This window comes from Pseudomonas sp. 273, assembly GCF_029201425.1.
GTDB classification, from domain to species: domain Bacteria; phylum Pseudomonadota; class Gammaproteobacteria; order Pseudomonadales; family Pseudomonadaceae; genus Pseudomonas; species Pseudomonas delhiensis.
In genome coordinates this window covers 7377896-7396254 of the sequence record NZ_CP116775.1, presented here as the reverse complement: position 1 = coordinate 7396254, position 18359 = coordinate 7377896, and the positions used below count along the sequence as shown (strand labels likewise).

Annotated in this window: 12 protein-coding genes and 2 pseudogenes; 7 read left to right on the top strand and 7 right to left on the bottom strand. The window is 69.8% G+C overall.

Annotated elements, in window-relative coordinates:
- Positions 1-58: 58 nt before the first annotated feature.
- From mutL to PKO50_RS33675, 4 genes are read right to left on the bottom strand one after another with little or no spacing between them, the layout of a single operon-like run.
- Positions 59-1960 (bottom strand): DNA mismatch repair endonuclease MutL, encoded by a 1902-nt coding sequence (mutL, locus tag PKO50_RS33690; protein ID WP_275628427.1) that lies wholly within the window; start codon positions 1958-1960, stop codon positions 59-61.
- Positions 1957-3393, bottom strand: a complete 1437-nt coding sequence (gene amiB / locus PKO50_RS33685; protein ID WP_109933820.1) for an N-acetylmuramoyl-L-alanine amidase AmiB — start codon at positions 3391-3393, stop codon at positions 1957-1959. Before amiB ends, mutL begins: the two co-directional genes overlap by 4 nt.
- An 8-nt stretch (positions 3394-3401) precedes the next feature.
- Positions 3402-3869: a tRNA (adenosine(37)-N6)-threonylcarbamoyltransferase complex ATPase subunit type 1 TsaE gene (gene tsaE / locus PKO50_RS33680; RefSeq protein ID WP_109933821.1), complete on the bottom strand. Its 468-nt coding sequence runs from the start codon at positions 3867-3869 to the stop codon at positions 3402-3404.
- Positions 3857-5359 carry an NAD(P)H-hydrate dehydratase gene (locus PKO50_RS33675; RefSeq protein ID WP_275628426.1) on the bottom strand — a complete coding sequence of 501 codons (1503 nt, stop codon included), beginning with the start codon at positions 5357-5359 and terminating at the stop codon, positions 3857-3859. The genes tsaE and PKO50_RS33675 overlap by 13 nt, the downstream gene beginning before the upstream one ends.
- 82 nt (positions 5360-5441) lie before the next feature.
- On the opposite strand from PKO50_RS33675, the gene queG reads away from it, so the two are divergent.
- Positions 5442-6509, top strand: a complete 1068-nt coding sequence (queG, locus tag PKO50_RS33670; protein ID WP_275628425.1) for a tRNA epoxyqueuosine(34) reductase QueG — start codon at positions 5442-5444, stop codon at positions 6507-6509.
- A gap of 297 nt (positions 6510-6806) precedes the next feature.
- Here the strand turns inward: queG and orn are convergent, their stop codons facing one another.
- Positions 6807-7349, bottom strand: a complete 543-nt coding sequence (orn, locus tag PKO50_RS33665; RefSeq protein ID WP_275628424.1) for an oligoribonuclease — start codon at positions 7347-7349, stop codon at positions 6807-6809.
- An 89-nt stretch (positions 7350-7438) separates the two neighbouring features.
- Here orn and rsgA point away from each other — a divergent pair.
- Positions 7439-8469: pseudogene (rsgA, locus tag PKO50_RS33660) on the top strand (small ribosomal subunit biogenesis GTPase RsgA).
- 47 nt (positions 8470-8516) lie between these two features.
- On the opposite strand, the gene motB reads toward rsgA, so the two are convergent.
- Both motB and motA read right to left on the bottom strand, forming a co-directional pair.
- On the bottom strand, positions 8517-9563 hold the full coding sequence (gene motB, locus PKO50_RS33655; protein WP_275628423.1) for a flagellar motor protein MotB: 1047 nt from the start codon (positions 9561-9563) through the stop codon (positions 8517-8519).
- 3 nt (positions 9564-9566) lie between these two features.
- Positions 9567-10417 (bottom strand): annotated as a pseudogene (gene motA, locus PKO50_RS33650) (flagellar motor stator protein MotA).
- 122 nt (positions 10418-10539) lie between these two features.
- On the opposite strand from motA, the gene PKO50_RS33645 reads away from it, so the two are divergent.
- The 5 genes from PKO50_RS33645 to PKO50_RS33625 all read left to right on the top strand — a co-directional run bounded on the left by PKO50_RS33645 (position 10540) and on the right by PKO50_RS33625 (position 18017).
- Positions 10540-12072: an HDOD domain-containing protein gene (locus PKO50_RS33645; protein ID WP_275628422.1), complete on the top strand. Its 1533-nt coding sequence runs from the start codon at positions 10540-10542 to the stop codon at positions 12070-12072.
- 128 nt (positions 12073-12200) lie between these two features.
- Positions 12201-13016: a thiosulfate sulfurtransferase gene (gene rhdA / locus PKO50_RS33640; protein WP_109933827.1), complete on the top strand. Its 816-nt coding sequence runs from the start codon at positions 12201-12203 to the stop codon at positions 13014-13016.
- Between the two features lie 3 nt (positions 13017-13019).
- The gene (gene asd / locus PKO50_RS33635; protein ID WP_109933828.1) at positions 13020-13889 is read left to right on the top strand and encodes an archaetidylserine decarboxylase; all 870 of its coding nucleotides are present in this window, start codon (positions 13020-13022) and stop codon (positions 13887-13889) included.
- Positions 13890-14073: 184 nt separating this feature from the next.
- The gene (locus PKO50_RS33630; RefSeq protein WP_109933829.1) at positions 14074-15882 is read left to right on the top strand and encodes a molecular chaperone; all 1809 of its coding nucleotides are present in this window, start codon (positions 14074-14076) and stop codon (positions 15880-15882) included.
- A 62-nt stretch (positions 15883-15944) separates the two neighbouring features.
- Positions 15945-18017 (top strand): EAL domain-containing protein, encoded by a 2073-nt coding sequence (locus PKO50_RS33625; protein WP_275628421.1) that lies wholly within the window; start codon positions 15945-15947, stop codon positions 18015-18017.
- Positions 18018-18359: the final 342 nt, after the last annotated feature.

Here is an 18359-nt window from a genome sequence, read left to right as displayed (position 1 = left end):
CGCGCGCTGAATCGATTGGCGCGCAGTTTACTGCACTTGGCTTGCGGCTGGCTTTATTTCAACGCCCGCGCAGGAAGAGTTTGTCCAGCTCGTCCAGGCCCAGCTGCGTCCAGGTAGGCCGGCCGTGGTTGCACTGGCCGCTGCGCTCGGTGATTTCCATGTCGCGCAGCAGGGCGTTCATCTCCGGCAGCGTCAGGCGCCGGTTGGCGCGCACCGCGCCGTGGCAGGCCATGGTCCCGAGCAGCTCGTTGAGGTGCGCCTGGATGCGGTCGCTGGTGCCGTATTCCAGCAGGTCGGCGAGCACGTCGCGCACCAGCTGGGTCGCCTCGGCCTGCTTGAGCAGCGCCGGGACCTGGCGGATCGCCAGGGTTTCCGGGCCCAGGCGCTGCAGCTCGAAGCCGAGCCGGCTGAACCAGGCCGAGTGCTCCTCGGCGCAGTCGGCCTCGCGCTCGCTCACCGCGAGGGACTCGGGCACCAATAGCGGCTGGCCGCGCAGGCCCTCGCTGTCCATGGCGATTTTCAGGCGCTCGTAGGTGATGCGCTCATGTGCCGCATGCATGTCCACCAGCACCAGGCCGTGGGCGTTCTCGGCGAGGATGTAGATGCCCTTGAGCTGGGCCAGGGCATAGCCCAGCGGCGGGACGTCCTGGGCGCTCTCGGGCAGCGGCTGGGGCGCGGACTGCTCCGGCAGCGGCGCGAAATAGGCGCGGTAGGCGCCCTGGGCCTCGGCGGCGGGCGGCAGGTCCTGGCGCGGCGGCTGGTACGAATAGCCGCCACCGCCGCCGGAGGAGCCTCCGGAGCCGCTCCAGGTACGCGCCGCGGCCGGCGCCTCCAGGACCTTGTCGGACAGGCTCATCTCGCCCTGCGGGCCGAATTCCCCGGCGGCCTGCCCGGTGGGGCGCGGCACGGTCAGGGTGGTGGCCCCCGGCGGCGCCAGCTGGTCGTCCGGACGCACCTCGGCGAGCGCCCGGTGCAGGGTGCCGTAGAGGAAGTCGTGGACCATGCGGCTGTCGCGGAAGCGCACCTCGTGCTTGGTCGGGTGCACGTTGACGTCCACCGTCGCCGGGTCGACCTCCAGGAACAGCACGAAGGTCGGGTGGCGGCCGTTGTAGAGCACGTCGCGGTAGGCCTGGCGCACCGCGTGGGCGACCAGCTTGTCGCGCACCATGCGGCCGTTGACGTAGAAGTACTGCAGGTCCGGCTGGCTGCGGGAGAAGGTCGGCAGGCCGACCCAGCCCCACAGGTGCAGGCCGTTGCGCTCGATCTCGATGGGCAGCGCCTGCTCGAGGAAGGCCGGGCCGCACACGGCGCCGACGCGACGCGCGCGGGCCACTTCGTCGCCGGCCTCGTGCAGGCTGAAGATGGTCTTGCCGTTGTGGCGCAGGTGGAAGGCCACGTCGAAGCGGGCCAGGGCCAGGCGCTTGATGACTTCCTGCAGGTGGTCGAACTCGGTCTTCTCGGCACGCAGGAACTTGCGCCGCGCCGGGGTGTTGAAGAACAGGTCGCGAACCTCGACGCTGGTGCCCACCGGATGCGCCGCCGGCTGCACCCGCGGCTGCATGTCGCGGCCCTCGGTCTCCACCTGCCAGGCCTGCTCGGCGTCGGCGGTGCGCGAGGTCATGGTCAGCCGCGAGACCGAACTGATGGAGGCCAGGGCCTCGCCGCGGAAGCCCAGGCTCATGACGCTTTCCAGGTCTTCCAGCTCGCGGATCTTGCTGGTGGCGTGGCGCGCCAGGGCCAGCGGCAGGTCGTCGGCGGGGATGCCGCCGCCGTCGTCGCGCACCCGCAGCAGCTTGATGCCGCCCTGCTCCACCTCGACGTCGATGCGCCTGGCACCGGCGTCCAGGCAGTTCTCCAGCAGCTCCTTGATCACCGAGGCCGGGCGCTCGACCACCTCGCCGGCGGCGATCTGGTTGGCCAGCCGCGGGCTCAGCAGCTGGATGCGGTGCAACGCGTTCATTGCTGGGCCGCCAGGGCGGTGGCCGGGATGTTCAGCACCTGGCCGATCCGCACGCTGTCGCTCTTCAGGTTGTTGGTGCTGCGCAGGGTGGCCATGCTCACGTCGTAGCGCGCGGCGATCATCGACAGGCTCTCGCCGGCGCGCACCACGTGCTGGCGCGGCCCGCTGGAAAGCTGGCCGCCGTCGCGCAGCGAGGCGATGTAGGTACCCGGCGGCGGCGTCTGCACGAAGTACTGGCGCACGCCCGCGGCGATCGAGCGCGCCAGGGCCTGCTGGTGCGAGGCGCTGTTGAGCTTCTGCGACTCGCCGGGGTTGGAGATGAAGCCGGTCTCCACCAGGATCGACGGGATGTCCGGCGACTTCAGCACCATGAAGCCGGCCTGCTCCACGCGGTTCTTGTGCAGCGAGGTGACGCGGCCGACGCTGGTCAGCACCTTGTGGCCGACGTCCAGGCTGGAGGACATGGTGGCGGTCATCGACAGGTCGAGCAGCACGCCGGCGAGCATGTGGTCCTTGTCGTCCAGGCTGACGCTGCCGTCGCCGCCGATCAGGTCGGAACGGTTCTCGCTGTCGGCCAGCCAGCGCGCGGTCTCGGAGGTGGCGCCGCGGTCGGAGAGGGCGAACACCGAGGCGCCGAAGGCGCTGCGGCTGGGCGCGGCGTCGGCGTGGATGGAGACGAACAGGTCGGCGCCCTTCTTGCGCGCGATGGCGGTGCGCCCGCGCAGCGGGATGAAATAGTCGCCGGTGCGCGTCAGCTCGGCGCGGAAGCCCTTCATCTGGTTGATCTGCCGTTGCAGCTCGCGGGCGATGGACAGGGTGATGTTCTTCTCGTGCAGGCCGCTGGGGCCGGAGGCGCCCGGGTCCTCGCCGCCGTGGCCGGCGTCGATGGCGATGATGATGTCGCGCTTGCCGCCGGCCGGCACCGGCGCCTTGGCCACCGGCTGCGTCGGCGTCACCGGGGTGGCCGGCTGGTTCGGCGTGGGCGTGGCGGGCACGTCGGGGGTGATGTCCGCGCCCTGGTCGTACAGGTCCACCACCAGGCGGTTGCCGTACTGCTGGTTGGGCGGCAGGACGAAGCTCTTGGGCGTCACCTGGGCGGACAGGTCCAGCACCAGGCGCAGGTCGGTGGGCGAGCGTTGCGCCGAGCGCACCGAGGTGATGGGGGTGTTCTTCAGCTTGAGCTGGTTCAGCGCGGTGCTCATCTGCGCGCCGCTCAGGTCGATGACGATGCGGTTGGGCGCGCTGAGGGTGAACAGGCTGTGCTGCACCGGGCCGGACAGGTCGAACACCAGGCGGGTGTTGTCCGGTGCGCGCCACAGGCGCACGCTCTTGATCTGCGTGATTTGCGCGGCGGCAAGAACCTCGCCGGCGCCCAGCGCCAGCAGGATGAACAACCCGGCCAACAGCGCCCGAAGGCGCAACCCCCAACCCATGTTTTTTCTCATGCTCCCGTAGCCAGGACGGCGCACCAGGCTTCGCCCCGCACTCCGTGCGGTTCCAGGCGCAGCATGCGGCCGCCCGCTTGCGGAGTAATGGTAATGTCCAGGTCGGCCTTTGGCAAAATGCCCGTGCCTCTTTCGGCCCACTCGATCAGGCACAGGGCGTCGCCTTCGAAGTAGTCGCGGATGCCCAGATATTCCAGCTCCTCGGGGTCGGCCAGGCGGTACAGATCGAAATGGAAGGCGCGCACCTCGCCCAACTCGTAGGGCTCGACCAGGGTGAAGGTCGGGCTCTTCACCGCCCCGGCATGGCCCAGGCCGCGCAGAATGCCGCGCGAGAGCGTGGTCTTGCCGGCGCCGAGGTCGCCGTGCAGGTAGATCACCCCGTGCCCGCCGGTAGCCTGGGCGATCCGCGCCCCCAGTGCGTACATGGCCTCCTCGCCGTCGGCGAACAGCTTCAGTTCAGGCATGGGGCGAACTCCTCGAGCAACTGACGAACGGCAGGGATCAGGTCGCTGGCGGCGAGACCCCGCCCCTGCGCGCCGAGCACCTCGCCGGCGCGGGCATGCAGCCAGACGGCCAGGCAGGCGGCGTCGAAGGGCTCGAGTTTCTGCGCCAGCAACGCGCCGACCACGCCGGACAACACGTCGCCCAGGCCGGCGGTGGCCATGGCCGGGTGACCATGGGAACACAGCGCCAGGCGCCCATCCGGGGCGGCGACCAGGCTGCCGACGCCCTTGAGCACGGCCACCGCCTGGTAGCGGCTGGCCAGCTCGCGCGCGGCGGCGGCCCGGTCGGCCTGCACCTCGGCGGTGGAGCGGCCCAGCAGGCGCGCCGCCTCGGCGGGATGCGGGGTGATCACCAGGCTGCCCGACGGGCGCTGCACCTGGCCCTCCGCCAGCAGGTTGAGGGCATCGGCGTCCCACACCTGGGGCAGCGCCAGGCTGGCCGCGGCGCTGGCCAGGCAGCGGCCCCAGGCGTTGCGGCCGATGCCGGGGCCGACCACCAGCACGCTGGCGCGCTCGGCGGCGCGCAGCACCTCGGCGGAGGAGGACACGCCGCGGGTCATCAGCTCCGGGCAACGCGCCAGCGCCGCTGGCACGTGGGCGGCGCGGGTGGCGACGGAGACCAGCCCGGCGCCGCTGCGCAGGGCCGCCTCGCCGGCCAGCAGGCTGGCGCCGCCCATGCCGTGGTCGCCGCCGATCAGCAGCAGGTGGCCGAACAGCCCCTTGTGCGCCGCCTTCGGCCGCGGCGCCAGGTGCGCCAGGCTGGTCGGCGCCAGGCGCGTGGCCTGGGCGTCCCCGGGCAGTTGCGCGGGGTCGGCGTCCAGGCTGTCGAAGGCCAGCTCGCCGCACTGGTCCGGGCCTTCGGCGGTGAACAGGCCGAACTTGAGGCCGATGAAGGTCACCGTCAGGTCGGCGCGCACCGCGCAGCCCAGCACCTGGCCGGTGTCGGCGCTGAGGCCGGAGGGGATGTCGATGGCCAGCACCGGCAGGCCGCTGGCGTTGATGCGTGCGATGGCCGTCGCGTATGGATCACGCACCGTGCCGCCAAGACCGGTGCCGAGCAGCGCATCCACCAGCACACCATGCAGTTCGGCGTGTTCGTGCCAGGGCAGGATGGTCACGCCGGCGGCCAGGGCCTCGGCATGGGCCGAGGCGGCGTCGCCGGCCAGCCGCGCGGTATCGCCCACCGCCAGCACGCGCACGTTCCAGCCGGCGCGCCGGGCCAGGGCGGCGACCAGGTAGCCGTCGCCGGCGTTGTTGCCGTGCCCGGCCAGCACCGTCAGGCGCCCGGCGTCCGGCCAGCGCCGGCGCAGGGCGCGCCAGGCCGCGTGGGCGGCACGCTGCATGAGTTCGAAGCCGGGGGTGCCGGCGGCGATCAGGCGCGCGTCGAGGTCGCGCACCTGCCGGGCGCTGTACAGCGCGGTCGGCAGGCTGTCGTAAGGATGCGAATTCATCGGGTTTCCGCGGGGAATCGGGCGCCGGTCGGCGCGGTCTGGCAGAATTATACCTACCCCGGTCCCGCTTTCCCGCCCTCCCATGCACGATTCCACTTCCGACTACAGCACCATCGCCGAGCGCATCAAGGCCTGGGGCCGCGAACTGGGCTTCCAGCAGGTGGGCATCGGCGGGCTGGACCTGGAAAGCCACGGCGAGCACCTGCAACGCTGGCTGGCCGCCGGCTACCAGGGCGAGATGGACTACATGGGCGCCCACGGCAGCAAGCGCTGGCGCCCGGACGAGCTGGTGCCCGGCACCCTGCGGGTGGTCTCGCTGCGCATGGACTACCTGCCCGGCGACACGCGCATGGCGCAGCGCCTGGCCGAGCCGGAAAAGGCCTACGTGTCGCGCTACGCCCTGGGCCGCGACTACCACAAGCTGGTGCGCAAGCGCCTGCAGCAGCTGGCCGAGCGCATCCAGGCGGAAGTCGGGCCGTTCGGCTACCGCGCCTTCGTCGACAGCGCGCCGGTGCTGGAAAAGGCCATCGGCGAACAGGCCGGGCTCGGCTGGATCGGCAAGAACACCCTGCTGCTCAACCGCAAGGCCGGCAGCTACTTCTTCCTCGGCGAGCTGTTCACCGACCTGCCGCTGCCCCTGGACGAACCCCACGGCAGCGAGCACTGTGGGCGCTGCAGCGCCTGCCTGGACATCTGCCCGACCAACGCCTTCGTCGGCCCCTACGTGCTGGACGCACGGCGCTGCATCTCCTACCTGACCATCGAGCTGAAGGGCCCGATCCCCGAGGAACTGCGCGCGCCCATGGGCAACCGGGTGTTCGGCTGCGACGACTGCCAGATCGTCTGCCCCTGGAACCGCTTCGCCCGGCCCAGCGAACAGGGCGACTTCCAGCCCCGCCACGGCCTGGACAATGCAGAGTTGGCAGAGCTGTTCCTGTGGAGCGAGGAGGAATTCCTCAGCCGCACCGAGGGCTCGCCGCTACGCCGCGCCGGCTACGAGCGCTGGCTCCGCAACCTGGCGGTGGGCCTGGGCAACGCGCCGACCAGCATCCCGGTGGTCGAGGCGCTGAAGGCGCGGCGGGAGTTTCCGTCGGAGCTGGTGCGCGAGCATGTGGAATGGGCGCTGCGGCGGCATGGGGTGGGACTGTAGGAGCGAGCTTGCTCGCGAAAGTGTTCCGCTGGCAGGGCCGGAGCGAGCCCTGAAGAGCACCCTCTCCCCAGCCCTCTCCCTGAAGGGAGAGGGGGTTTGTCCGTGCCGAGAGAAGGAATGGTTTCAGTTGGAAACCATCGGAGCTGCCGGCTGACTCCAGAACATCAAACCCTGCCCAACGGTCCCCTCTCCCTTCAGGGAGAGGGTTAGGGAGAGGGAGCGGAGCCGAACCGAAACACCATAAGCCGCCTGGAAACCCCGTTCGCGAGCAAGCTCGCTCCTACGAAAAGCGAGGGTTCAGACCTTGATGAAGGTCTCGCGGTAATAGCGCAGCTCGGCGATGGACTCACGGATATCGTCCAGCGCCAGGTGGGTATTGCCCTTCTTGAAGCCGTCGCGCACCTGCGGGGCCCAGCGGGCGGCCAGTTCCTTGAGGGTGGAGACGTCGAGGTTGCGGTAGTGGAAGTAGGCTTCCAGCTTCGGCATGTGCCTATAGAGGAAGCGGCGGTCCTGGCAGATGCTGTTGCCGCAGATCGGCGAGGCGCGCTTGGGCACCCACTTCTCCAGGAAGGCCAGGGTCATGGCCTCGGCCTGGGCGGCGTCGATGGTGCTTTCGCGCACGCGCTGGGTCAGGCCGGACTGGCCGTGCTGGCGGGTGTTCCACTCGTCCATGCCGGCGAGGGCCTCCTCGCTCTGGTGCACGGCGATCACCGGGCCTTCCGCGAGAATGTTCAGCTCGCTGTCGGTGACGATGGTGGCCATTTCGATGATCAGGTCCCGGTCCGGGTCCAGGCCGGTCATCTCCAGGTCGATCCAGATCAGGTTCTGTGGGTTCTGCATGCTGCGCTCCTCGGCTCAAGCCCCCTAGTTTAGCGGGAAGCGCGCCGGGGCATGCTAAACTCGCCGGCGATTTTTCACTCGGGTTGCCTATGGCCAAGCGTCATCTCACCCGCCGGCAGAGCTGGCGCATCGAAAAGATCCAGGAAGAGCGCGCCGCGCGTGCCGCCAAGCGTGAGTCACGCGCCCTGGAGGAACTGGAGGGCGGCGACCTGGGGCCGGAGCAGAACGGCCTGGTGATCGCCCACTTCGGCGTCCAGGTGGAAGTCGAGGCGCTGGAAGGCGAGCACGCCGGCGAGGTGCTGCGCTGCCACCTGCGCGCCAACCTGCCGCCGCTGGTGACCGGCGACCGCGTGGTCTGGCGCCCGGGCAACCAGGGCATCGGCGTAATAGTCGCGCAGCTGCCGCGCACCTCCGAGCTATGCCGCCCGGACATGCGCGGCCTGCTCAAGCCGGTGGCGGCCAACGTCGACCGCATCGTCATCGTCTTCGCCCCGCGGCCCGAGCCCCACGCCAACCTGATCGACCGCTACCTGATCGCCGCCGAGCACGCCGGCATCCAGCCGCTGCTGCTGCTGAACAAGGCCGACCTGATCGACGAGCAGAACGCCGAGCAGATCGATGCCCTGCTGGGCACCTACCGCGACCTGGGCTACCCGCTGCTGGAGGTCTCGGCCTTCAACGGCCTGGCCATGGACGCCCTGCGCGCGGCGCTGAACGACCACGTCAGCGTGTTCGTCGGCCAGTCCGGGGTGGGCAAGTCGTCGCTGGTCAACGCCCTGCTGCCGGGGTGGACACCCGCGTCGGCGATCTTTCCGAGGTGACCGGCAAGGGCACCCACACCACCACCACGGCGCGGCTGTTCCACTTCCCCGCCGGCGGCGACCTGATCGACTCCCCCGGCATCCGCGAGTTCGGCCTGGGCCACGTCACCCGCGACGACGTCGAGGCCGGCTTCATCGAGTTCCGCGACCTGCTCGGGCATTGCCGCTTCCGCGACTGCAAGCACGACCGCGAGCCGGGCTGCGCGCTGCTCCAGGCGCTGGAGGACGGCCGCATCAGCCCGCAGCGCATGGCCAGTTATCGGCACATTCTCACCAGCTTGCCGGAAACGGATTACTGATCGACGACCGCGCTCCGACAACCCTGTCGGAGCGCCAGGCGCTCATCTCACTGCTTCTTCAGCTCGTCCAGCTTCAGCTTGCCGTCGTCGAACAGGTTGAGCTTCTCGCGCACCTGCCCGGCCGGCAGCGGCTGGGACGCAGGCGCCGGCGCGCTGCCCTGGGGTGCCGGTGCGGCGCCGGCAGGCGGCGTGGCCGGCTGGCTGGCCGCCGGTTCCTCGGCCGTGCCGTCCTGGCCTTCGATGGCGCGTTGCGCGCGCTTGGTCAGGACGATGATGTCGATGCGCCGGTTCACCGGGTTCAGCGGGTTCTTGCGGTCGAACAGCTGCGACGAGGCGTAGCCCACCACCCGGGCGATCTGCCCTTCCGGGTAGCCGCCGGCCACCAGGGCGCGGCGCGCGGCGTTGGCGCGGTTGGCCGACAGCTCCCAGTTGCCGAACTCGTCGCCGGCGTAGGGCTTGGCGTCGGTGTGGCCGCTGATGCTGATCTTGTTCGGCACCTGCTTGATGGTCTCGGCCATGGCCAGCAGGATGTCCTCGAAGTACGGCTGCAGGCGTGCGCTGCCGAGGTCGAACATCGGCCGGTTCTCGGCGTCGACGATCTGGATGCGCAGGCCGTCGCGGGTGATCTCGAACAGGATCTGGTCCTTGAAGCGGCGCAGCGTGGGGTTCTCGTCGACCTTGTTCTGCAGCTCCTGGAGCAGCAGCTCCAGGCGCTCGTGCTCGATCTGCTCGGCCTGGCGCTCGGCCTCGGCGGGGTTGACCTCCTTCTCCGACTCCGGGCTGATGCGCGTCTCGTCCGCCTCCGGCTGTGCCTGGATCTGCGGGTTGAGGGTCTTGTCCGGGGCCGGCGTCGGGGTGCCACCGAGGTCGATCACGTAGGGGCTGGCGCTCTCGGTGAAGCCGATGGGGTCCTGGAAGTAGCCGGAAATCGCCTTCTTCTGCTCCGGCGTGGCCGAGGACAGCAGCCACAGCACCAGGAAGAACGCCATCATCGCCGTGGCGAAGTCGGCGAAGGCGATCTTCCAGGAACCGCCGTGGTGGCCGGCGGCGTAGCGCTTGACGCGCTTGACGATGATCGGCTGGTTGTTGTCCATCGCTTAGCGCCCGCGTACCGCCTGTTCAAGCTCACTGAAGCTCGGACGGTGCGCCGGCAGCAGCACCTTGCGGCCGAACTCCACCGCCAGCGACGGCGGCATGCCCGAGGCCGAGGCCACCAGGCAGGCCTTGATCGCCTCGTAGAGGTTCAGCTCTTCCTTGGCGTCGTGCTCCAGCGCGTTGGACAGCGGGCCGACGAAACCGTAGGCGGCGAGGATACCGAGGAAGGTACCGACCAGCGCGGCGGCCACGTGGTGGCCGATCTCCGCCTGGCTGCCCTGGCCGAGCAGGGCCATGGTGATCACGATGCCCAGCACCGCGGCGACGATACCGAAGCCGGGCAGCGCGTCGGCGACGCGGGTGACCGCGTGGGACGGATGCTCGAAGTCTTCCTTGAGGCTGCCCAGCTCCATGTCGAACAGGCCTTCCAGCTCGTGGGGGCCATGTTGCCGGAGGACATGATGCGCAGGTAGTCGCAGATGTAGGCGGTCATGCGCTCGTCCTTCAGCACCGCCGGGTACTTGCTGAAGATCGGGCTGGAGGCGGGTTCCTCGAGGTCGGCCTCGATGGCCATCATGCCCTCGCGGCGGCTCTTGTTGAGGATCTCGTAGAGCATGCCCAGCACTTCCAGGTAGAAGACGTGGGTGAAGCGGTTGCTGAACATCTTCGGCGCCTTCTTCAGCACCGTCATGAAGGTGCTGCCGGGGTTCGCCTGGAGGAAGGCGCCCAGCGCGGCACCGCCGATGATCAGCACTTCGAAGGGCTGCACGATGGCCATGATCTTGCCGCCGGAGAGCAGGTAGCCGCCGAGGACGCTGCCCAGCAGGACAATGATGCCGATGATTTTTGCCATTGAAGAGTCGACTGGAACGGTGGACGGGACGGGGGCGCCAATATGCGCCGCCCTCTTGTTATCGGAGAAACCGCGCAAGACTATAGGCTGCAAATTGTAAAAACCAGTTCGGCGGCCCAAGCATGCCCATCCAGACACCCGACCCGCAGCGCCTCGCCTCCTGGCTCCAGTTGCTGGAGGAATTGCCGCTGCCGGTGCCCGCCGAACAGCACGAGCGCGTGCGCCGCGCCCTGGCGGACAACCGCCGGTCCCTGCGCGACATCGCCGACCTGCTGCAGGACTGCCCGACCCTGGCCCTGGCCATCCTGCGCGAGGCCAACCGCGCGCGCATGGCCCGGGACAACCCGGCGGAAAGCCTGGAGGTGGCCCTCAGCCGCCTCGGCCTGGTGCGCGCCACGGCCCTGCTGGAGAGCCTGCCCAGCGTGCCCGCCGCGCAGATGCCGCCGGCCCTGGGGCAGATGCTGCTGATCAGCCGCCACGCCATGCACCAGGCCAGCGGCCTGTTCGCCAGCCGTCTGGCGCGCCTGTGGCAGGAAATCCACTGGGGCAGCCTGCTGATCCTGGCGCCGGTCTGGGCGCTGGCCACGGCGCGCCCGGAGCTGCTCGAACAATGGCAGCAGCAGGTGCTCGGCGAAGGCCGCGCCAGCGCCGAGGTGGAACAGGAACTGCTGGGCATGCGCCTGCTGCCGCTGTGCGCGGCCCTGGCCGAGCGCTGGCGCCTGCCGGAGTGGATCGGCCAGGGCCTGCGCCTGCTCGGCGAGGACCATGAACTGCTGGTCCGCGCCCTGCACCTGGCGCACGCCGAAAGCGAACCGCTGGCCCAGCAGCAGCGCCTGGACGCCGACCCCGAGCTGGCGCGCTGGCTGACCCGCCCGGCCAACACCATTCTCCTGGCCAACAGCCTGGCGATGGCCGCGCACCAGTCCTGGGGCGGGCCGCACATGCTGCGCTGGCAGCGGCTCACCGCGCTCTACCTGCAGGAGCCGCTGGAGGCGCTGCAGCAACAGGTCCACGCCCTGGCCGTGGAGAGCGCCCGGCGCGACGCCGACGCCCGCTACTGGCACCCGGCCCAGGCACTGCTCTGGCCGTGGGAAAGCCAGCGCTGGCAGCCGCGACACAACGCCGCGGCCGCGGATGCACCCGCCGCCGGCGACCCCGGGCAGTGGCGCCGGCTGTGCGCCGAACTGCTGCGCACGCCCAGCCCGTTCGGCAACCTGGTGCCCCTGCTGGAATGCGCGGCCGAAGCCCTGCACGCCTGCGGCCTGGACCGTGCCGTGCTGCTGCTCGCCGACCGCCAGCAGAACCTGCTGCAGGCCCGCCGCAGCTTCGGCCTGGCCCCGGCGGAGCAGAACCTGCAGCTGCCGGTGGCCGGCAGCCAATTGCTGCGCCGCCTGCTGGAACGCCCGGCGCGCCTGCACCTCACCCCGGCCAACATGGCCGAGTACTCCGCGCTGCTGCCCGGCCGCCTGAAGGCGGCGCTGCCCGGCGACCACCTGCTGCTGCGCTCCCTGGCCCGCGGCCAGCGCGTGGTGATGCTGGTGGTGGCCGACCGCCACGGCCAGCCCATCGGCAGCGTGCAGGGCCAGGCCTTCGACAAGACCTGCCAGTGCATCGAGCGGGCCCTGCAGCAATTCGGCGCGGCGCCGGCCCAGTGACACGCCCTGAAGCGATTGCCCGCCAGCGCCGCGCGCTTTTTCGTTAAACTGCTGGGTTTCGCGGGTAGCCCAGGGCGCCAGCTCACGCCATCCCGTCCCACGACACCCGCCTTCAGGGAGATGCCGACATGTCCGCCTTTTCCGACCTGCCCCTGGTGATAGAACCGGCCGAGCTGGCCGCCCGCCTCGACGCCCCCGAGCTGATCCTGGTCGACCTGACCAGCCCGGCGCGCTACGCCGAGGGCCACCTGCCCGGCGCCCGCTTCGTCGCCCCCGCGCGCACCCAGTGGGGCCAGCCGCCGGCGCCCGGCCTGCTGCCGGCCAAGGCCGACCTGGAAGCGCTGTTCGGCGAACTGGGGCACAACCCGGGCGCCGTGTACGTGGTGTACGACGACGAAGGCGGCGGCTGGGCCGGGCGCTTCATCTGGCTGCTGGACGTCATCGGCCACCCGCACTACCACTACCTGGACGGCGGCCTGCACGCCTGGCTGGCCGAAGGCCGCGAACTGAGCCGCGACGTCCCGGCGCCAGCCGGCGGCCCGCTGCCGCTGACGCTGCACGACGAACCCACCGCCACCCGCGAATACCTGCAGAGCCGCCTGGGCGCCGCCGACCTGGCCGTCTGGGATGCGCGCAACCCCAGCGAATACAGCGGCCAGAAGGTGCTGGCGGCCAAGGGCGGGCACGTCCCCGGCGCGGTCAACTTCGAGTGGACCGCCGGCATGGACGCGGCCCGCGCCCTGCGCATCCGCACCGACATGGCGCAGATCCTCCGCGACCTGGGCATCACCCCGGACAAGGAAGTGATCACCCACTGCCAGACCCACCACCGTTCCGGCTTCACCTACCTGGTGGCCAAGGCCCTCGGCTACCCGCGGGTCAAGGGCTACGCCGGCTCCTGGTCGGAATGGGGCAACCACCCCGACACCCCCGTAGAGGTTTAAGGAATGTCGTTCAAAGATCGTCTGTTCATCCTCGGCCAGTACCTGCTGCCGCACCATCTGCTGTCGCGCCTGGTCGGCTGCGCGGCCGAATGCCGCGCCGCCTGGTTCAAGAACCGCCTGATCGGCTGGTTCGCCCGCCGCTACCAGGTCGACATGCGCGAGGCGCTGGTGGAAGACCTGCAGGCCTACGAGCACTTCAACGCCTTCTTCACCCGCGCCCTCAAGGAGGGCGCACGGCCGCTGGACGAGACGCCCGGCGGCGTGCTCTGCCCGGCCGACGGCGCCATCAGCCAGCTCGGCCCCATCGAGCACGGGCGCATCTTCCAGGCCAAGGGCCACAGCTTCAGCCTGAGCGAACTGCTGGGCGGCGACGCCGAGCGCGCCGCGCCCTTCATGGGCGGCAGCTTCGCCACCGTCTACCTCTCGCCGAAGGACTACCACCGCGTGCACATGCCGCTGGCCGGCACCCTGCGCGAGATGGTCTACGTGCCCGGCCGGCTGTTCTCGGTGAACCAGCTCACCGCCGAGCAGGTGCCGGAGCTGTTCGCCCGCAACGAGCGCGTGGTCTGCCTGTTCGATACCGAGCGCGGCCCCATGGCCGTGGTGCTGGTGGGCGCGATGATCGTCGCCTCGGTGGAAACCGTGTGGGCCGGCCTGGTCACCCCGCCCAGGCGCGAGCTGAAGGCCTTCGCCTACGACGAAGCGGCCCGCCAGCCCATCCACCTGGAAAAAGGCGCGGAACTGGGGCGCTTCAAGCTGGGCTCCACCGCCATCGTGCTGTTCGGCCCCGAGCAGGTCGCCTGGGCCGAACAACTGGCCGCCGGCAGCCCGGTGCGCATGGGCCAGCTGCTGGGCAACGCCCGCCAGGCGTGAGCCGGCGCAAGCCGGGGCCCCTGTAACCGGCCTGTTACCTGAAAGCCAACGGCAGGCCCGTCTCCCAACCAGGGAACGGGCTGCCTTCTCAGGTGGATACTGCTAGAGTTTGGAAAAAACCGGCGCCCAAGACCGGCACAACGGTCCAGCGAACGGCCCAGATCGTGGAGCACCTCATCCGACCATGGACAATACGAGTCCCCAGCAATTGCTGCGCGTCCCCACCCCGACGCAGGAAAGCCTGAGCTTCTGCAACGTCACTGCGCGCGATATCAAATACTGGCTGGACCACCTGCCCAAGGCCAACCTCGGCGAGACCGCACGCCAGCTGTACCAGGGCCTGATCGAGCTGAACCAGCTGAAACTCCCGGTGGAGGCCCGCCTGCAGCTGCTGGAGCTGTTCCGCCCGGAAGTCCAGTCGGTCTGCCACAACCTCGAACGCCACTTTCTCAACCAGTCCATCGTCCTCGACGAGCGCCCGCGCAAGGTCGCCAACCTCTGCCAGGCCCTGCAGAACCACCTGGCCGTGGGCTACAAGCTGGTGGTGGTGCGCGAGGCACCGCGCTTCACCCGCGAACGCGCACAGATCCTCACCCTCGCCCTGCAGCGGGCCATCCGCAGTCTCTGCGGCCCGCTGATCCGCGCCCAGCAGCTCTATTGCCCGGTGCCGGAAAGCCTGTGGCTGGAGCTGCACCAGCTCTACCAGCTGGCCCGCAGCAAGGGTGTGCAGGGCTTGGCGGTCCGCGACGACCTTGCCAAGCATGGCAACAGCCTGAACGTCGAACAGGCCTACCTGGTGGCCCTGCTGCTGGGCTGCGCCCGCTGCAACCAGATGCGCCAGGCCGGCATCGCCCAGGTGGCCGAGGCCCTGGAGGCCTGGGGCTCGCTGGTACGCCTGCAGGAGGCCGACCTGCCGTCCAGCCTGTTCGTGGTCGCCCCACAGGTGGACGGCCCACCGCGCTACCGTTCGCTGTACAAGGCCAGCGACCTGCACAACGGCCTGGGCATGGACCCGCAGCGCCTGGTGGCGGCGATCAAGGAATACATGCAGGCCCCCGCCGAGCAACGCGACAAGCTGCCGCTCAAGGGCGGCGAGCGCATCAGCATCGACCTGCTGCAGCACCTGGCCAGCGCCTGGGGCGACATCGCCGAACGCAGCTTCCAGCGCACCTCCGGCCAGGGCCAGCTGACCCTGTGCATCGGCATGAGCGCACTGCACTACTACCTGTCCGGCCGACGCCCCTTCGCCGACCTGCTCAAGCTGCCAGAACCTGTGCAGGCGACCTTCCAGGCGGAAGTGAACGACGCCTGGGCCAATGCCTTCGACGCGCAGAAGGTCACCGACTGGCAACCGGGCATGCCGCTGGAGGAAATCGAATACCAGCCGCTGCGGTCGGCGGACCAGGGCTCGCCCGACGCCGCCGGGGCCGCTGCCAGCGACGAGTACCCGGTCTTCACCCTGTCCATCGTCAACCACAGCCCCGGCGGCTACTGCCTGACCTGGCCGAAGGAAATCCCCAGCCAGCTGCAGGCCGGCGAGCTGCTCGGCATCCAGGATGCCCCCGGGCACAGCTGGAGCGTCGCGGTGGTGCGCTGGATCCGCCAGGTCCGCGGCGGCGGCACGCAGATGGGCATCGAACTGATCGCCCCCATCGCCCAGCCCTGCGGCCTGCAACTGCTGCGCAAGTCGGAGCAGAGCAGCCACTACCTGCGCGCCCTGCTGCTGCCGGAAATCGCCGCCATCTCGCGGCCGGCGACACTGATCTCGCCACGCCTGCCCTTCCAGGAAGGCAGCCGCGTGCAGATCAACCTGCACGGCGAGGAACGCCGCGCTACCCTGACGCGCAAGCTCACCGCCACCGGCAGTTTCAGCCAGTTCGAATACAGTACCCAGGAGCGTCCGAAGGGCGCCGACGATAAGCCCGTCACAGGGACGAGCAGCCATACGGGGCATGGGGAGGAAGACTTTGACTCACTCTGGAAGTCGCTGTAGATTCGGCCGCACTCCATTCGTCGCCTCCTGGCTGCCATCCGGCGCGCTATAAGCAGCTCTTCATGGCCAATGAAAAGAAAACCGTCCGCCTGCTGATCCTGGAAGACTCGCAGAACGAGGCCGAGCGCCTGGTCAGCCTGTTCCGCAATGCCGGGCGCGCGACCCGCGTCCACCGCGTCACCTCCAGCGAAGACCTCGCCGAAGCCCTGCAACAGACCTGGGACCTGCTGATCGCCGCCCCGCACAGCGGCGCCCTGGCGCCGGACGAGGCCCTGGCCAGCCTGCGCCGCCAGGCCAAGGACATCCCCTTCATCCAGCTTGTCGAGGGCAACGACTCCGACAGCATCACCGAGGCCCTGGCCCTCGGCGCCCAGGACGCCCTGCCCCAGGGCGAGGACGAGCGCCTGGTGCTGGTGGCCAACCGCGAAATCGCCGCCCTGGAGGAACGCCGCGCCCGGCGCACCGCCGAAGTCGCCCTGCGCGAGGCGGAAAAACGCTGCCAGCTGCTGCTGGACAGTTCGGTGGACGCCATCACCTACGTCCACGACGGCATGCACATCTATGCCAACCGCGCCTACGTCGCGCTGTTCGGCTACGAGGACGCGGAGGAGCTGGAAGGGCTGCCGATGATCGACCTGATCGCCCCGGCCGACCAGGCGACCTTCAAGGACTTCCTCAAGGGCTACCAGCACGGCGACGGCGACAACGAGCTGCTGTGCAGCGGCGTGCGCGTCGATGGCCAGGCGCTGCGAGCGCGCATGGGCTTTTCCCCGGCCACCTATGACGGCGAGCCCTGCATCCAGGTGGTGATCCGCGCCGAGCAGGACAACAGCGAACTGCAGGAGAAGCTGCGCGAGGTCAGCAGCCAGGACCTGGTCACCGGCCTGTTCAACCGTGCCCACTTCCTCGACCTGATGGATGCCGCCGTGGAGCGCGCCGTCACTGCCGGCCAGCCGGCCACCCTCGCCTACCTGCTGCTCGACCGTGCGCAGAACCTGCAGCTGAGCCTGGGCATCGCCAGCATCGACCTGCTGCTGGCCGACCTCGCCCACCTGCTGCGCGAGCATTTCCCCGAGAACGCGCAACTGGCCCGTTTCAGCGACGACGCCTTCAGCGTGCTGCTCGACGGCCAGACGCCGGAACAGAGCAAGGCGCTGTTCGCCAGCCTGCTGAAGCGCATCGAGGGCCACCTGTTCGACATCCACGGGCGCACCGCCCAGGTCACCCTGTCGATCGGCTGCGCCGGGCTCGACGAAAAGACCAGCCGCGCCCAGGACGTCATCGAGCGCGCCCACCGCTGCGCCGACGAAATCGCCCAGGCCGAGGGCAACGGCATCAAGCTCTACGACCCGGCCGACGAACTGGCCGCCGCCGCCAGCCGCGGCGACCTGCTGGCCATCGTCCAGCAGGCGCTGGAGAAGAACGCCTTCCGCCTGCTGTTCCAGCCGATCATCAGCCTGCGCGGCGACAGCCACGAGCTGTACGAAGTGCTGCTGCGCCTGCTCAACCCGCAGGGCGAGGAAGTACCCGCCGCCGACTTCCTCGGCGCGGCCAGGGCCGGAGGCCTGGCCGAGCGCATCGACCGCTGGGTGCTGCTCAACTCCATCAAGCTGCTCGCCGAGCACCGCGCCAAGGGCCACGACACCAAGCTCTTCGTGCACCTGTCCGGCCCCAGCCTGCAGGACGCCGGGCTGCTGCCCTGGCTGGCTGTGGCCCTGAAGGCCGCGCGCCTGCCGGCCGACTCGCTGATCCTGCAGATCAGCGAAACCGACGCCGTGGCCCACCTCAAGCAGGCCAAGGCCCTGAGCCAGGGGCTCGCCGAGCTGCACTGCCAGGTCGCCCTCGGCCAGTTCGGCTGCGCCCTGAACCCGTTCAGCACGCTCAAGCACATGAACGTCGATTTCGTGAAGATCGACGGCTCCTACGTGCAGGACCTCAGCCGCCCGGAGAACCAGGAGAACCTGCGCACCCTGATGGCCAGCCTGCACGCCCAGGCCAAGCTGACCATAGTGCCGATGGTGGAGAGCGCCACCGCCCTGGCCACCCTCTGGCAGGCCGGCGCCAACTACATCCAGGGCCGCTACCTGCAGGGCCCGAGCCAGGCGATGGACTACGACTTCTCCTCGGAGGAGTGATCTGCTCAAACACGGCACCCCGTAGGATGGGTTGAGCGAAGCGATACCCATCACCACGACCGCATGGGTTTCGTAAACTCAACCCATCCTACGAAAGGCACCTCGGCGCACGGACTCATTTGTAGGAGCGGGCCCTGCCCGCGAATCGCGCGCAGGGCGCGCTCCTACAGGTCGACACCGAGCTCCGTGATGGGTCTCCGTAGGGCGTATAACCGTTCGCGGTTATACGCCGTTACACCCATGCCCTCGCCGGCTCCGCATTCCAACCAGGCGTTTTTCCAGCTCAACCCCGAGCGGCCTGGTGCCAAGGTCAAGCGGCGTATAACGCGGAGCGTTATACGC

Excerpts from the sequence above, each read along its gene's own strand:
- mutL (WP_275628427.1), bottom strand. The coding sequence starts at position 1,960 with ATGAACGCGTTGCACCGCATCCAGCTGCTGAGCCCGCGGCTGGCCAAC.
- amiB (WP_109933820.1), bottom strand. The coding sequence starts at position 3,393 with ATGGGTTGGGGGTTGCGCCTTCGGGCGCTGTTGGCCGGGTTGTTCATC.
- tsaE (WP_109933821.1), bottom strand. The coding sequence starts at position 3,869 with ATGCCTGAACTGAAGCTGTTCGCCGACGGCGAGGAGGCCATGTACGCA.
- PKO50_RS33675 (WP_275628426.1), bottom strand. The coding sequence starts at position 5,359 with ATGAATTCGCATCCTTACGACAGCCTGCCGACCGCGCTGTACAGCGCC.
- queG (WP_275628425.1), top strand. The coding sequence starts at position 5,442 with ATGCACGATTCCACTTCCGACTACAGCACCATCGCCGAGCGCATCAAG.
- orn (WP_275628424.1), bottom strand. The coding sequence starts at position 7,349 with ATGCAGAACCCACAGAACCTGATCTGGATCGACCTGGAGATGACCGGC.
- motB (WP_275628423.1), bottom strand. The coding sequence starts at position 9,563 with ATGGACAACAACCAGCCGATCATCGTCAAGCGCGTCAAGCGCTACGCC.
- PKO50_RS33645 (WP_275628422.1), top strand. The coding sequence starts at position 10,540 with ATGCCCATCCAGACACCCGACCCGCAGCGCCTCGCCTCCTGGCTCCAG.
- rhdA (WP_109933827.1), top strand. The coding sequence starts at position 12,201 with ATGTCCGCCTTTTCCGACCTGCCCCTGGTGATAGAACCGGCCGAGCTG.
- asd (WP_109933828.1), top strand. The coding sequence starts at position 13,020 with ATGTCGTTCAAAGATCGTCTGTTCATCCTCGGCCAGTACCTGCTGCCG.
- PKO50_RS33630 (WP_109933829.1), top strand. The coding sequence starts at position 14,074 with ATGGACAATACGAGTCCCCAGCAATTGCTGCGCGTCCCCACCCCGACG.
- PKO50_RS33625 (WP_275628421.1), top strand. The coding sequence starts at position 15,945 with ATGGCCAATGAAAAGAAAACCGTCCGCCTGCTGATCCTGGAAGACTCG.